The organism is Bacteroides sp., from assembly GCF_052357945.1.
GTDB lineage: Bacteria > Bacteroidota > Bacteroidia > Bacteroidales > Bacteroidaceae > Bacteroides.
The window spans coordinates 23,052-38,473 of the sequence record NZ_DAWCXD010000040.1; the positions used below are offsets into that span (position 1 = coordinate 23,052).

The 15,422-nt window shown below is 41.7% G+C and carries 10 protein-coding genes; 1 reads left to right on the forward strand and 9 read right to left on the reverse strand.

Annotated elements, in window-relative coordinates; translation table 11 throughout:
* Positions 1 to 356 precede the first annotated feature (356 nt).
* From ACT8YW_RS09945 to ACT8YW_RS09955, 3 genes are all read right to left on the reverse strand, one after another.
* Positions 357 to 1,856, reverse strand: coding sequence for a sulfatase family protein (locus ACT8YW_RS09945; RefSeq protein ID WP_444104810.1), 1,500 nt, complete (start codon positions 1,854 to 1,856; stop codon positions 357 to 359).
* 10 nt (positions 1,857 to 1,866) lie between these two features.
* Positions 1,867 to 3,369 carry a sulfatase gene (locus ACT8YW_RS09950; protein ID WP_444104811.1) on the reverse strand — a complete coding sequence of 501 codons (1,503 nt, stop codon included), beginning with the start codon at positions 3,367 to 3,369 and terminating at the stop codon, positions 1,867 to 1,869.
* Positions 3,370 to 3,472: 103 nt separating this feature from the next.
* Positions 3,473 to 5,092 carry a sulfatase family protein gene (locus ACT8YW_RS09955; RefSeq protein ID WP_444104812.1) on the reverse strand — a complete coding sequence of 540 codons (1,620 nt, stop codon included), beginning with the start codon at positions 5,090 to 5,092 and terminating at the stop codon, positions 3,473 to 3,475.
* A 190-nt stretch (positions 5,093 to 5,282) separates the two neighbouring features.
* On the opposite strand from ACT8YW_RS09955, the gene ACT8YW_RS09960 reads away from it, so the two are divergent.
* Positions 5,283 to 9,224 carry a hybrid sensor histidine kinase/response regulator transcription factor gene (locus ACT8YW_RS09960; RefSeq protein ID WP_444104813.1) on the forward strand — a complete coding sequence of 1,314 codons (3,942 nt, stop codon included), beginning with the start codon at positions 5,283 to 5,285 and terminating at the stop codon, positions 9,222 to 9,224.
* Here the strand turns inward: ACT8YW_RS09960 and ACT8YW_RS09965 are convergent.
* The 6 genes from ACT8YW_RS09965 to ACT8YW_RS09990 form a co-directional block, all read right to left on the reverse strand.
* The gene (locus ACT8YW_RS09965; RefSeq protein ID WP_444104814.1) at positions 9,193 to 11,943 is read right to left on the reverse strand and encodes a TonB-dependent receptor; all 2,751 of its coding nucleotides are present in this window, start codon (positions 11,941 to 11,943) and stop codon (positions 9,193 to 9,195) included. The two genes, ACT8YW_RS09960 and ACT8YW_RS09965, sit on opposite strands and share 32 nt — an antisense overlap.
* 48 nt (positions 11,944 to 11,991) lie before the next feature.
* Complete coding sequence (locus ACT8YW_RS09970; protein ID WP_444104815.1) at positions 11,992 to 12,555, reverse strand: hypothetical protein; 564 nt, start codon at positions 12,553 to 12,555, stop codon at positions 11,992 to 11,994.
* A 33-nt stretch (positions 12,556 to 12,588) separates the two neighbouring features.
* Positions 12,589 to 12,933 (reverse strand): hypothetical protein, encoded by a 345-nt coding sequence (locus tag ACT8YW_RS09975; protein WP_444104816.1) that lies wholly within the window; start codon positions 12,931 to 12,933, stop codon positions 12,589 to 12,591.
* A 4-nt stretch (positions 12,934 to 12,937) separates the two neighbouring features.
* Positions 12,938 to 13,477, reverse strand: coding sequence for an RNA polymerase sigma factor (locus tag ACT8YW_RS09980; protein WP_004302175.1), 540 nt, complete (start codon positions 13,475 to 13,477; stop codon positions 12,938 to 12,940).
* A 292-nt stretch (positions 13,478 to 13,769) separates the two neighbouring features.
* Positions 13,770 to 13,946 (reverse strand): DUF4250 domain-containing protein, encoded by a 177-nt coding sequence (locus tag ACT8YW_RS09985; protein ID WP_004316890.1) that lies wholly within the window; start codon positions 13,944 to 13,946, stop codon positions 13,770 to 13,772.
* A 61-nt stretch (positions 13,947 to 14,007) separates the two neighbouring features.
* The coding region (locus ACT8YW_RS09990) for a carboxypeptidase-like regulatory domain-containing protein (RefSeq protein ID WP_444104817.1) at positions 14,008 to 15,422 on the reverse strand (1,415 nt) is incomplete at its 5' end.

Here is a 15,422-nt window from a genome sequence, read left to right on the forward strand (position 1 = left end):
ATCAAGAGGTTATTTTTCCGTTTTATAAGGTTTGATATCCGGTCATTCTATCTTATTCTTCATCTAATCTATTAATAGATAAGTTGTTCGCTCCTTAGTATAAACTTGTTGCCTACCTGTTGCAAAGTTCCTTTTCTCTAATTGTAATCTATAAACGCAACTTGCGTTTATAAAAATGCAAGCTTTGTTTTTATAATTGCAAGCTTCATTTATAAAAACAAAAGTTGCGTTTATAGTTTATCAGTAAGCCAAAGCAAGTTATCTATTAATCAAATAGAAGTTTACCAGTAATGGAAAGGAAGTTTGTTATTAATGAAACAGAACTGATCTAACCGTATCTCCATGACACATCCGTATCAATACCCTTTCCGTTGTCCTTTGCTGGTTTTCTTTTCAGCCCTCTTCTCTGTTTTTTCCACTTTCTCCTTCTTTACTTTTGCCGGAAGTGGTTTTTGTTTTTCGAGCGGGATAAAGCTTTTCAGCGTTTGCGCTTTTGCGTCATTGCCGGAAATGATATTTTTTAGTTCACCATTATCCGACTTTAAATCAACGTACATTTCCCCGCTGTTTTTGCCGTCAAACAGGGTATATTTGTTTGTACCGCTAATGACATTCAGAAAACCGTCTCCTTCTGTATATAAAGCTTTGCGCTGGGGAGCTTTACCACGTCCCAACACACGATCGGCCAATGAAAGACCGTCGGTTTTAGCGGGAAGAGGTATGCCAGCCAACTGGCAGATGGTAGGAAGTAAGTCGGTTCCGTTGCATACCAGTGAATTGTCACGTTCACCATGCGCTATACCACGGCCACAGAAGATGAATGGTACCCGTTGACATTCGTCATAAGGTAGATTCTTGGTTACAGTGTGGTGGGCACCTTGCATTTCTCCATGATCGGAGGTGAAAACAATGATCGTATTGTGTTTCAATTCGGGATGCCGATCGAGAGCGTCTAAAATATGACCGATATGGCTATCCACTAAAGAAACCAATTGCCCATAAGTCCAGCGATATTTGCGCCAATACCAATCAGGGAAGTCTTTATAAGGACTTTTCTTCATATCTGGAAAACCGTCGGTCTTTGCAAAATTAAAAGGAAGTTCGGGAGCATGTTCACGGTAAAACTCTACCGAATCGATTGCGGCAGCACGGGCACGCATCTGACGGACACATTGGGTTATCAGGCTTTTCTTACCTTCTTTTTTACCGATTACTTCGGAAGAAAGATTGGTCGATGATTCCAAGCAGATATCATGAGGATTAAGAAAAGAGGCAACCAGCAGGAACGGTTTACTTCCGGCTGTTTGTGGTTGTGTCGCCTTTTCTTCAATCAGTTTGCCGGCAGCCACTCCCAAGCCGTCACGTTCGTCATCGGTAAAGTAAGTTTCAAAACCATACCCTGCCGGGGCTGCAAATTTAGACTTGCCCTCTTTGGCGGAGAAAGGCAAATGTACTTTTCCACCGTAATAGGTTTCATATCCGCCACGATTGAATACTGCTCCCATTCCATTTTGAGCAAGCATCGCACGGACTTCGGTTTCGTCGGCCTCCACACACTGATTCTCACGAATACCATATTGTCCGCCGAACATTCCGGTGAAAAGAGCAAAACGTGAGGGGACGGATACAGGATTAGCACAATAAGTACGAGTAAACGAAAGCCCTTCTTTGGCCAGGCGGTCTATATTAGGAGTGGAAAAATAAGAACCGCCATACATGTCAGCGTGTGCACTAATGGCATTATAAGATTGCTGATCGGTCATTATCAGAATGATATTGGGCTTGGTTGTTTGTGCTGCAACCTGCATTGCCGGGAGTGCAAAAGCTCCGAGAGTTATTTTTGTTAATAGTTTCATAAGGCATTTATTATTTCAGAGTTTGTTTTTTCTTTCCGTATTTCTTATCTCCATTCGCATTATCTCCAGGATTCAGTTTATTATCATTATGGTTCATTGTCTTAGGGTCGGCCATTTTCACATTCATTTCTTTCCGCCAGTCATTCAGCTTTTGCATCAACTGACGGGTGATTTCCGGTTGCTCGATGGCCAGGTTATGGTTTTCTCCGGGATCAGATTGCAAGTCATAAAGCTCAATGCGGTTCTGCTGATAGAAGTCGAGTAGTTTATATCGCCCGCTACGGATAGCGGTCGAAACATAATCACCTGTTGAAGTGGGACGCTGCGAAGCTTTATGCCAAAAAAGGTCACGGGCAGCCAATACGGGTGGATTCTTTCCAGTCAAGGCTGGTTTTAAACTCATTCCGTCAAGTTCGGCTTTCCCGTCTACGGGCGCATTGCAAAGATCGGCCAGCGTGGGAAGTAAGTCGAAGCTCATTACGGGCAAGTCACATGTTTTGTTTTCCTTCTGTCCCGGAAGATGAACAAGCATTGGGACACGTAAGCCTCCTTCGTAAAGATGCCCTTTACCAGCCTTCAGAGGCGCATTGGTAGTAGCCAATTCACGTTTGTTTCCCCGGTTTGATAGTCCGCCGTGGTCGGAGATGAGTACGATGATTGTATGGTCATACTGTCCGGTGGTTTTCAACGCTTCGATCATCTTTCCTATTCCCTCATCTACAGATTCAATCATTGCTGCATAGACAGGATGATCCTGCTGGGTCTTGCAGTCACCCGCTTCTTCCTTTTTCATAGGATCTTCTCCCAATCCCAATTTCTCAATCTTCGTTTCATAGCGGTTTATCATCCCTTGCTTTGCCTCCAAAGGGGTATGAACGGCATAAAAACTACATATTGCGAAGAACGGCTGTGACCGTGGTGTTTTGAGATAATCCACCATTTTACGGGTCATATAATCCGTTAGGTATTCACCCGGTTGAGCATCTTCCATACCATAAATCAGTTTATCCGGGTTGGAAGTTCCCGGTTTGTTGAAAGGAGCAAAATATGTTCCTGTAGAACCAGCTTTTCCTGCACCGATATTTAAATCAAAACCTTTGTCTTCGGGCATCGTTTTACCGTCACTTAGATGCCATTTGCCTATAATACAAGTGCTATATCCGGCTTCCTTAAAAGGCATAGCTATACAATAGCTGTCGGCATCTACTTTACGGTCATCGGTTTTGGCTCCTGTCTGCGGACGGGCACAATGCCGACCGGTTATGAGCGAATAGCGTGACGGCACACTTCGTGGATAGGCCACGTATGCCTGCGAGAAGTTGGTGGATTCCTGTGCCAGGTGATCGATATTCTTTGTTTCATACAGTTTAGAACCGGTAAGAGAAAGGTCGTGAGCCCCCCAATCATCCACCACAAGCATTAAGACATTAGGATGCTGCATTGTATTTTGAGCCTGCACGCACGCGAAAGGTATCACAGTGCTTGCTGCTACGAATTTCAAAGTTCGTTTCATAAGTTATTTGTAGTCAATTAATGGTTTCCGATTATTTTTCATTTCTAACAATTCGAGTCTTTATCACATACTTATTTTAAAATTATCAGCTCATTGTTTCACTTTACATAAATTGAAACTCTACCGATTCGGAGTCCTTATAACCAATCCGTTCCAGCTTCAAGACAATACATTCTCCTGCTTTCAGAGAAACCGGACTTGTATACAAATGCCAGTTACCTTCTTTATTCTTTATCCGGTAAATAGCTGAATAAATACTCAAATCATTCTCTACATATACTTTCCCATTTTCTGTTCTCAAATGAGGGCGTTCACAACAAGGTTTCGTTCCTTCCGGCCACATTTTATTCACGAAATATTCTTCCGTTCTCTGCTCCCAATCAATATTGAACGGCTTTATCCATTCTTTCTGATAGGCAGCGCGCATCTGTTTCAATACCTTTTGATAACCAGCGTCATTACACAGATTATGAATCTGATGCGGATCTGCGGTACAATCATATAATTCTTCTTCAAAAGCCGGTGACATGAACCAACGTTCTTGAACAGTATCTAATTTTCCCTCCTCATGGAGCCGTAACATCTCCTGCATCATCGGCATATCCAAACGGAACTTCACAGGACGGTAAACCGACTGTTGAGACATATAATTCCGTATATAAAGATAACGTTCCGAACGAATGGACGCACGTTTTTCTATCTGTTCATCAAAGCGATCGGTTGCGCCAAACACATATTTTCTTTTTTCGGTCGCTTTATAGGGGCCATACATCGCTTGTCCATGCATATATGACGGAGGAACTATTCCTGCAAGTGATAATATCGTCGGAGGAATATCTACGAACATATTCAGAGATGTATTCTGTGTACCTGCCCCTCTCCTGTCCGGGAAACGAATCATAAAAGGAACATGAGTCCCCGAATCCATAATCTCACGTTTAGCACGTGGCAAAGGACCTCCATTGTCCGAATAGAATAAGACAATGGTGTTTTTTGCACGCTCGCTTGCCTCCAGTTCCTCCAAGAGTCTTCGGAATTGTTCATCCATCTTTTTTATATTAGAGTAAAGAACAGCATGATCATGACGCACTATTTTAGTGTCGGGGTAATAGGGAGGCAAAATAACATCATCCGGTGAAACCGCCAAAGATAAATCTGTATTTTTCCATATAAAAGACTCATGTGTGACATTCAAATTAAAGATAGAAAAGAATGGCCGGTCGGCAGGCGCCTTCTTCCAATGTGCCTTTCCTCCTTGCTCGTCCCAGGCAGATACAGGTGAAGTGAACTGATAATCGGTTTTTGCATTGTTCGTACAATAATATCCTTGTTGCCTCAAAAATTCGGTATAACATTTTACTCCTGCAGGCGGAACAACTCCGAACTCTTTATTAAAATAATTGGAACGCATATAATTCGCCCCATCTGCCGAAGCATACCGTCCGGTTATTAATGAATAACGGCTGGGAGAAGATACTCCCACGCATGTATACATATCAGTATGCAAGATGGCTTGAGCCGCAAAAGAATCGAGATTGGGGGTTACTGCCACTTTATCTCCGTAACATCCCAGGTACGGACTGATATCCTCACAAACAATGACAAGAATATTGGGCCTTTCCTTCACCGGCTCCATCGGGTTTTGCATGGGTTGCCGGGCAATTCCACAGGTAGATACTCCTGCTAATAACAAACTGGAAATCATCTTATAATTAGTATCCATGTGCTACTGTTATTAAATAGTATTAAATGAAAAGTGTAAGGCAAAGATAGGCATTTGGACAAACCGGAAGGTTTCATATCCGATAAAATAGGTTTCATTTCCGGTTTATCTATACAGGAGGTATTCCTACTATGCTTAAATTCGCTATCTTTGTCTGAAAGTGATAACTACAAAAACCAATTTTGAAACCATGAGACAGACGCTACTACTACTGTTTTTGGCACTCATACTAATGCCGGATACAATCAATGCACTGCCGTTTAAAGAAATATCGACAGACAACGGTTTGAGCAACCGTCGTGTGCAAGAATCTATTTTGGATGACAACGGGTATATATGGTTTGCTACCCGGTCTGGGATTGACAGATACAATGGAGAGTTTTTTGTGCATTATACTTTATCAATATCTGCTGAAAATGAGGTAACAGAGCATCCCAGAGGCATCCTAATCAACGATCAAAAAGAAATTTATGCTTTTAGTGAAGCAAATATCTATAAGTTCTCCTATGAAACGGACTCTTTTCACCAAGTGAACAATGTCAATCTCACGCAACGTGAAGCTATTAATGCAATTACCTTCGACCCGACAGGACATTTATGGATTGGTACTACTGAACATTTATACAGATTCAATACAAACGATTCCACCTTGCAATCCATCAAACAGAAAGTGGCTGTTCACTGCCTGCTTTTCGAAAAAGAAAAACATGGTTGGGCAGGAACCTCCAAAGGGGTTTTCCACCTTGTCGAACAGGAGGATGAAAGTTATCTACCCAGAAGGGAGAAATATCTTTCCGCACTCAACGATAAACGGATACAATCATTGTATCACGACTCATTGACTCATCATCTATGGATTGGTACTTTTTCCCACGGCATTTATATCTATAACAAACCACAGAAAGAACTGATTGCAGACAAGGCTGTTCACCAAGCTGTTCCGGTACGAAGCATCACCTCCGTAGGAACAGACCGTATCTGGGCAGGAGTAGACGGGGCTGGAATTTATGAATACAACAGATTTACCGGGGAACGTGAAACAGAATATTCTCACAATGCCACCGGATACAAGTACCTGAAGGCAAATACGATCTATCATATCTTAGATAATAAAAACTCTATCTGGGTATGCACACATACAGCCGGAGTATTTGTGTACAATAAAAACCGACTGGTAAGCACCACTTATCACCACATAGAAAACAACTCCCAATCACTAGCCAACAATCATGTAAACTGTTTACTGGAGGACGACCGCAACCGCTTATGGATAGGAACCAACCAAGGTATCAGCCGATATGATCAAACAGATGGTCAATGGCGTCATTTTTTTCAGAATGACCAGAAAGATAATGCCGTCATTCTCTCACTTTGTCAGGATAAAGAAGGGAACGTATGGGCAGGAGGCTATGCCAGTGACGTAATCAATATCGACCGTAACGACCGGATTCACATCATCGATCTTCCCAAAAAGGAAGGAAGCAAATCAACCAAGAATTATATTTATGCCATTACGCAGGATCAGGAAGGCAACATTTGGTTAGGTGGAATCATCAACGAACTGATGAGATATAATCCTGCCACTCACAAGGTGGATTATTATCCTATCAAAGGCATTAACCAACTTCTTGCTTACGGAAAAGATACACTATTCGTTGCTTCTACCAAAGGAGTGATTATCTTCAATATCCAAACAGAAAAAGGTGATTACCTGCCCGTCGGAGAAAAAGAGAAGAATATGCAATTTATTACTCAAAGCCTCTGTATTCCCCCTTCCACCCCACAGCAACTTTGGATTGGGACAGAAGGAAAGGGAGTGCTCTGTTATCAGTTGACTGACGGAACAACAAAACAATACACACAAGCGGACGGTTTATCTTCCAACAATATTTGTGGAATACAATATGATGGACAGGGACGCATCTGGGTCAGCACAGAAAACGGTTTGAACTGCCTGCATCCCAAACATGGACGGATCGATGTGTTTTATGAAGCGGACGGACTGCCCGACAATATCCTCAACTTCCGTTCCTTTTCACAGTTCCGCAATAACCATATCGTATGGGGAACTCCCGAAGGAGCTTTTGAACTGAACCCTGATGAATTTGCCCAAAAGGATGAGACTTCTTTCAATCTCCGTTTTGAAGAATTCGCTCTGTTCAATGTGCCGGTTCGCCCCGATACAAAAGATTCTCCCCTGCATACTGTGATTGACCGCACCGAACAGATTGCCCTGACTCACGGACAACATTCCTTTTCTTTCCGCTTCCTGAATTTAGGATACTTGAATGTATCCAAGAATCTATATAGTTGGTATTTGGAAGGCTTCGACCATGCATGGAGTTTACCAACCGACCATCATCATGCCGTATATACGAATATCCCCCCGGGCAATTATACGTTCCGTGTCAAAGTATTTAGCGGAGGCGATGAAAAGAATTATCAAGAGAGAAGTATTCACATCACTATTGCTCATCCGTGGTGGAATACCCCGTTTGCATGGGTGTTATATCTTTTACTTACCGCACTATTAGTCTATTTCCTGATTAAAGCATATAAAGATCGCATGGATGCACGGGATTCAGATCAAAAGATTCGTTTCTTTATCAATATAGCTCATGATATACGCACACCGTTGACACTCATTAAGGCTCCTTTGAATGAAATTGAGAATGAACCTTTGACAGATAACGGACACTCCGCTCTTACCCTGGCACAACGCAACACGGAGAAGCTATTGAATATGGTAACTCAACTGTTGGATTTCCAGAAGATAGAACGCGAAGCGATGACGCTGCAAGTGGAAGAAACAGAAATGTCCGCTTTCATCGGCAGCGCGGTAGGCAACTTCGAACCGCTTGCACGTGAAAAAGGAATCAGCCTGCACACACAAATCTCCCCTGAAGGAGAACATCCTATTTTTATCGATCGCCGGAAAGTATCTCTTATTTTGGATAACCTGATTTCTAACTCAATCAAATATACGTGCCAGCACGGAAATGTATGGGTGAAATGCTCACTCACTGATGGGAAATTAGTACTTGAAGTAGTAGATGACGGAATAGGTATATCTACCCAGGCGCAAAAGAAATTGTTCAATCGTTTCTACCGTGCCGAGAACGCTGCCAACTCCAAAGAAACCGGCAGTGGCATCGGGCTCTTGCTTACCAAGAAAATGACGTTATTGCATAAAGGCAGCATCGACTTTTCCAGTACGGAAGGAGTCGGAACGACTTTCCGCATCCAGCTTCCTGTATCACAGAGTGACTACAACAAAACGGAACTTATACAGAAAGACTTTCACCCGAAAAAAGAAGTACAACAAGAGAAACAACCAGATGAAGCGGGGAAAATCAAGATCTTGCTAGTAGAAGACAACGAAGAATTACGGGAATACCTCGCCCGTTATCTGAAACAGGATTATTCTATTGTAGAAAGTGCAGACGGACAAGCGGCTTTGGAAGTTGTACGCAAGGAAAATCCCGATTTTATCATCTCGGACGTAATGATGCCACTCCTTTCGGGAACTGAACTCTGCAAACAACTTAAATCGAATATTGAAACCTGCCATATCCCATTGATTCTATTGACGTCACTCGCCGAACGCGAAGACATCATCAAGGGGCTGAATGCAGGAGCCGACGATTATATCACAAAACCATTCGATCCCGCGGTATTGAAAAGTAAAATTGCTTCTATAATCAATAACCGTAGCTTATACAGAAAGAAATATATCGACAAGTCTGCTTTCAATGATGAGTCGCTGCTTGTAAACGAACTGGATAAACAATTTATGGAACAGGTAGTGGAATACATTGAAGAAAAGATGATGAATGAAGACTTTTCTATTGATACATTAGCTATGGAGATGGCTATGAGCCGGTCTGTGTTTTTCAAAAAAATAAAGTCTCTGACAGGACAAAATCCACAGGAGTTTATCCGTGATATTAAGATGAAACGTGCTGCCACGCTTTTGCGTGAACACAAATACAGTATTGGAGAGATTGCTTATCTGACAGGTTATCCGAATGCTAAATATTTCAGTACAGCATTCAAGAAATATTATGGTTGTACTCCGAGTTCATTTGTGGAAGATGAAATCAGTGCCCCATCATATTCAGACGAAGGATAGCGTGTACCATAAAGTATGAACCCAGTGCATTATAATCTGTGTCGCGAATGGCAGTAGCAGTAATTGTGCGCATCATTGAAACGTCCTGACGAAGAATATCGTATATTTTGAAGCGGAGAAGGATTTGTTTCCGCTTTAGGAAAGCTTTCGACAACTGACAGTTCCACATCAGGTTTTCGCGAGCATAGCCACTATAACCATAACCGGAACGTTGAAAATACGTAAGATCACTGAACAGTTCTATGTTCCACGGAAAATAATACTGTATTTCTGTTCCGAAACGATAATCATAAGTCTCCGTACGTGTCTCTTTTACATTATTATGGGAATTATTATAAAGTAACTCCGCACGGGCACTGATTTCCATTTTTTTTGTCCGGTAAGTTAATTGCAAGCGTTGGCGGGCTGTCAAATGTTTCACAGTGCTTTTCACAGGAGCTTCTTTGTTTATTGTGCTATAGCCGTTCTGATTTCTGTATTGCAAATATGAATAAGTACGGAACCTCCAATTCCGGTTCTTGAAAGGAGTATTAAGAGAAAAAGAACCCATAATACGCCAGTTTCCGTTCATATTAAGGGGAGTGGTGGTCCGCACGCCGGATTCACTGTCATAAGTCACCTGATTGGTAACACTATTAATGGTGTTCTCTGCCAAAACAGCAGCAACCATATTCCGTTGATGCTTGGCATTATATGAATTGAAGTTCAGCGTAAACGTATTCGTATAGGAAGGTTTCAATGAAGGATTACCAACCTTGATATTTAACGGATTGGTGCGGTCTGTTATCGGTTGAAGATCGCGTATATTGGGCTGGCGACTTTTCCCCCGATATACAATCTGCAAACGGGTACGCTTGGAGAACTTATAGCGGAAATTGACGGTAGGAGAAACATTAAAGACTGATTTTTCCAATGGTTCTTCCAACGATTCTTTTTTCTCTAAAAGAGAATGGCTGACAGACTTTTGGGGTTCAAAGTCAGCACCTATATTATAGTTGTATTTCTTCCGGGAAGTGCGGATAGCAAGATTAAACAGGTGATTGCTGTACTGATTCTCAAAACAGTTACTTGCGTCTTCGTCATAATCAGGAGCAAAATCTTCCGCCTTCTTATCCCAGTTATAAACAAACCGGTCGGAATTGTTAATCCGATGCTGATAACTGTAACGAAACTGAAGAAAATGAAGCCAGGGCAAGGGTTCCACGTACACCAGTTGTAGTCGGTAGTTATAGCCGTCCACCTTATCTTCAATCCTCTGATTCTTAACATTCTTCGTGTTATTCTTAAAGTAATGCGTAGTAGAAAGATTCGTTCTATCGGTTGAAGAAGCATTTGTTCCATAATCAACCTTCAAAGCGATGTTTCTTCCCATCCGGCTAAGTTTCCGGCTAAGCTGAAGCATCATGGTCATGTTATAAGAAGAGCTATGAGTGGTTCCGGATGATTTCCTTTCATTCAACAATATGTCATTGCCCCACCCTTGCTGGAAGCCACTACTACCTCTGTCATTAACAGCCGTACGATATTGAGGACGGAAAATCAATGTTGTAACGGAGTCCATTTTCCATTCTAAAAAAGCATTTGCTACGAGATTATCATTTCCCTGGCGATTGTGTCCGGTACTTTCAGTAATAGATTTGTCTTTACGAAGATAATTATCAACTGTAGTACGACTATCCTCCAGCCGGTCTGTTCCCACATATTGAATGTTCGACCGGAGTTTGACACGCTGCCAGTCATAAGTGACGTTCACTCCCAAAGAACGGGAAGTGGTCAGCCCTTTTTGAGTGCGAAGATTACCGGAGGAACTAGCAGATTCTCCTTGCATCTCCGAAAAGCCCTGATTGTTTGTATTATTCAGATTCCCGATAACCGTCAATTGAGAGTTACTCCGGAAACGATTTAAAGTATTAGCTAGTTCATAACGGTCTTTGCTTCCATATCCGCCCATGAAATTCTCCATCCAACCCCGTTTCATATTTTTCTTGACCGACAGGTCGAGAATCATTTCCTCTTCGCCATCATCAATACCAGTAAGACGAGCAAGATCGGACTGGCGTTCGTAAGCTTTCAGTTTCTCTATCATCTCTACAGGGAGATTTTTAAGTGCTGCCTTCGGGTCGTCGGAAAAGAACTCCTTCCCATCCACCAGAATCTTTTTCACTTCCTTTCCATGAATCAACAGTTTGCCATCCTCGTCTATTTCGCCACCGGGAAGTTGTTTCACCAATTCTTCCAGCATAGAGCCTTCAGGAGTACGATAGGCCGAAGCATTAAAGACAGTAGTATCTCCTTCGGTCACAACCATCGGTGCTTGTCCCACAACAACGGTTTCTGTTAATGAAATGCTCTCCGGAGTCAAAGAAATATCGCCTAAAATCGGTGTTTTGTTATCTGTTGAAGCTGATATAGTCCGAAAAACAGGGGTATATCCGATATAAGAAATATGTAACAGAATGGATTTACTTTTAGAAATAACGACGGCTAACTGAAATTTGCCTTGTGCATCTGTTGCCCCACCCGCCAGTAAGGTACTATCCGGTAAAGCCAAAAGCCGGACCGTAGCAAACGGTACCGGCTGATTGGTTTCAGTATCAATCACACGACCGGAAAAACGCTCTTTGCCGGACTGAGCAAAAACAGTCAAACTAATCAGTAACAAGACATAACAAGTAATCAAACGGTACTGAAAAGAATAAATATGGCTGCCTATGTTCAAATTGTGTTGATTTAGTAAAATAAAACTATAATAAAATAAACCTAATCTTTATTTCTGGTCTTGACGCGGAGCACGAGGTCTTTGTCCTTGGTGGTGTCCCTGTCCCGGTTTCTGACCTTTTCTGCGGTCAAATTCTTTTCTGAATTTATTAGCATTCATCTTTTCCTGCTGATAAATTTTCAGAATCTGCTTCTGCGAAAGTATCTTGCTGAATTCATTGTAATACTTTTCACGAACATCCAGCATTTTACGACTTTGAGTAAACTGGTTTCGCAACATGGTTGCAATCTCGTCGTCAGTCATGGACGGACGTTCTTTCTTAGCATTAGCGTCTGTGCCTTGTGCTTTAGTTTTCTCTGTTCTCGCCTTATGAGTCATCATACGACATTCACGCAATTCTTTCAGATACTTCTCGTATACCGGAGTAAACTTAGCTGCCGTTGCATCATCCAACATCAATGTATTTACTATTTGTTTAGTCTGCATCTGCACCATTTGTTCTGGTGTAGGACGCTGTTTTTTTTGTTTGTTATCCGTATTCTGTGCAGACAAAGTCATCTGGCTTCCCATCAGGAGAACGGCCATAATTACATAAATAAATTTAGTCTTCATAATCTTCACGTTTAAAATAATTAATTGAGTTACTTAATTCAAAAATATATCATTTTCAGAGAAGCTGACGAGCTCTTCCAACTCCTCATCTGATAGTTCTTTAATCCATTTATCTACCGGTTCCGTACCATTGGCTAATACTTTCGAAGAAGATGTTGTCACCTCATCTGCCTGTCGCAAAAACGGAACAAACAGAAATCCGACCCATACGGCTGCTATGGTAATCACCGTAGAAATAATCAGCTTCGTATGAGACTTCCGCTGTTGCTTCACTCCGGCACGTTCCATCACCTTTCGTTGCACGTCCTCGAAGAATCCATCGGGGGTACGGTAAGGTGTACGTTTTCCAATATCATCAAAATCAAAATCCTTTTTCATCGTTCTATCTGTTTAATATATATTCCTTTATCTTCTCTTTCGCATAGTGGTAATTCACTTTTAGTGTATCCACTTTACTATCCAGTACACGGGCAATCTCTTCATATTCAAGTTCATCGTAATAACGCAAGTTGAATACCAGCCGTTGCTTTTCCGGCAGACTTAAAATAGCTTCCTGAAACTTTACTGCCAACTCATTCTCATAATCAATGTAATCGGAAGCCTTCAACTTGCCCATCAACTCTTCCTGAACATCTTCCGCGGAAACAACTCCTTCATCTTTACGTCCGTTGAGCAAGCGTAAACTCTCATTCGTCGCAATCCGGTAAATCCAGGTTGACAATGAACTTTCTTCGCGAAACTGATCGATATGCCGGAATACCCGGATAAAGACTTCCTGAAGCACATCTTCCGCATCTTCATGAGATACAACCAGTCTACGGATATAATTATATATCGGCACCTGAAAAGAGTCCATCAGCATCTTGAATCCCCGTTCGCGATTCGAGGCACAAGCTTCACGAATTTTATTCTCGTTTATCATCAATTCTTTTTCTGAACTTTATTAGTTAGAACGCGGAAAATTGCCGAAGTTAAATATGGGATTTGGTATTTTGCTTTTATTAACAAGAGAGGGAGAACTGGCGGAAATCATTGTTGGTATATACGATAGGAATAAACGCATGATTCCTGATGACGTTTTGATGAAGGTAGAAAATTATAGTGACGCTATATGCTTGGGATAGTGACGGCATCATTGTCTCATACCGTCACTATCTTTGCCGGATAGCGTCACTATGTTTTTTACTATTTATAAACTGTAAACAAGAAGATAATTACCAGAACTTATTGTGTTCCGCACTATATTCAAAGCCTGCGGCTTTCAACTGATTCACTAATTCATCCTTGTTCACATTCATATCTTCACAAAGTTCGTCAAGTGAAGAATAGCAATCGCGCAACTTCATATTGATGACGCTGAACAACATCATCGGATCTTTCGGTAATTCCATAACATACAATCTTTTAAACCGGGTGCAAAGGTACAGCAATCCTGTTGAATGGCAAAATAAATCAATCTCCTATTTCTTCTATCTTCAAAGAGATTTTTTCTATTAGTTTGCTGATTTCTTCTTCCAATGGGATCACATTGAAGTCTTTCCAAAAGTTCTCATCGTATTTGAAATATGTGTCGGAGAAGATTGTACGAGTAGGCAATCTTTCTGTACGGGGAAACGCGACTACCTGTCCGGTTTCCACCTTGCAAGTAATCATCTCAAACCAGATATGAAGATCACGACTGCCAAACAGCATTTTTGTACGTTTCACTTTGAAATGAAGATCGCCCCGGATATGATGTATGTAATAAGTTCCTTGCCACGGTTTATAAGAAATGGTATATACCACTTCTTGAGGAATCATGCGTATGTTGCGTGCGCGCCTTTCGACGAACATACCCGCCGCATTTTTCACATATACAGGATGAACTTCCAGACGGGCTTGCAATAAGGCGCTCGTTTCAGAATCAAGGAATAGTTCTCCGCAAAAAAGAGGTTCACTGATTCCTTTTTTCTGTTCAAAATGCACCACATTTACAAACCGGTCTTCTAAAAATGTCACGCCCTCCGAAGTATAGGTATAAATGCTATTCTCTATATTGGGAATCAGGAATTCGGGCATATCTTTTATAATATCCATCTGGATACAAGCCTGGATTCCCGACTTCACTTTTACCAATAAGCTATCTTTCGCTTCCACATTACTTAGCTGACTCATTTTCAACAGCTTCACTTGATCTGGCACTGCTGAATGTGAGGATGTCTTATAAACCTTGAACACTGCTTCCGACAAGTTTTGAAATTTGTTTTTCAACTGAACTCCTTCACGATAAAAGGTAGTCAGATACACGGGAGTATGCGAATAGTTCTGTTCCCTCCGTTCAATCATTTCCCGCAAAAGTTTCTTTGGTTCACTTCGACGAATCACTACTTCCTGCAAAGGAACCACTTTAGGTTCGAGACTAAGTATATTGTGCCGTCCAATCAACAAAGCAAACTCTATATCTTGTGAAAGATAGCCTATATGAGAAAAGGTAATCGAATCGTTTTTTAAAGAATCGGGTAAGGACAGTTTAAAATCTCCATTCTGATTTGTTATGCTGCCGATAGATGTCCCCCGCACTCCAACAGTAGCTGAAGAGATGGGCACACCTGTCTCCTTATCCAACAAAGTGCCGGTAATGGAAAAATTCATAGGCTGCTTCGGAATGGAATCCTGTTGTATACGAATCTTTTTCTCCGAAGGGAGAGTAATCAGAATATGAGTACCAATCACCTGAAACTCCAAACCGGTATCTCCTACTATATCATACACTGCTTGGCGAATAGACCGTTCTCCTCCCTTTATCTTCACGACAGCATCATTATCAATGACTTTACTGTCATAAATAAACATATATCCCGACTGTTGGGAGACATTACCTAATAATG

Excerpts from the sequence above, each read along its gene's own strand:
- ACT8YW_RS09945 (WP_444104810.1), bottom strand. The coding sequence starts at position 1,856 with ATGAAACTATTAACAAAAATAACTCTCGGAGCTTTTGCACTCCCGGCA.
- ACT8YW_RS09950 (WP_444104811.1), bottom strand. The coding sequence starts at position 3,369 with ATGAAACGAACTTTGAAATTCGTAGCAGCAAGCACTGTGATACCTTTC.
- ACT8YW_RS09955 (WP_444104812.1), bottom strand. The coding sequence starts at position 5,092 with ATGGATACTAATTATAAGATGATTTCCAGTTTGTTATTAGCAGGAGTA.
- ACT8YW_RS09960 (WP_444104813.1), top strand. The coding sequence starts at position 5,283 with ATGAGACAGACGCTACTACTACTGTTTTTGGCACTCATACTAATGCCG.
- ACT8YW_RS09970 (WP_444104815.1), bottom strand. The coding sequence starts at position 12,555 with ATGAAGACTAAATTTATTTATGTAATTATGGCCGTTCTCCTGATGGGA.
- ACT8YW_RS09975 (WP_444104816.1), bottom strand. The coding sequence starts at position 12,933 with ATGAAAAAGGATTTTGATTTTGATGATATTGGAAAACGTACACCTTAC.
- ACT8YW_RS09980 (WP_004302175.1), bottom strand. The coding sequence starts at position 13,477 with ATGATAAACGAGAATAAAATTCGTGAAGCTTGTGCCTCGAATCGCGAA.
- ACT8YW_RS09985 (WP_004316890.1), bottom strand. The coding sequence starts at position 13,946 with ATGGAATTACCGAAAGATCCGATGATGTTGTTCAGCGTCATCAATATG.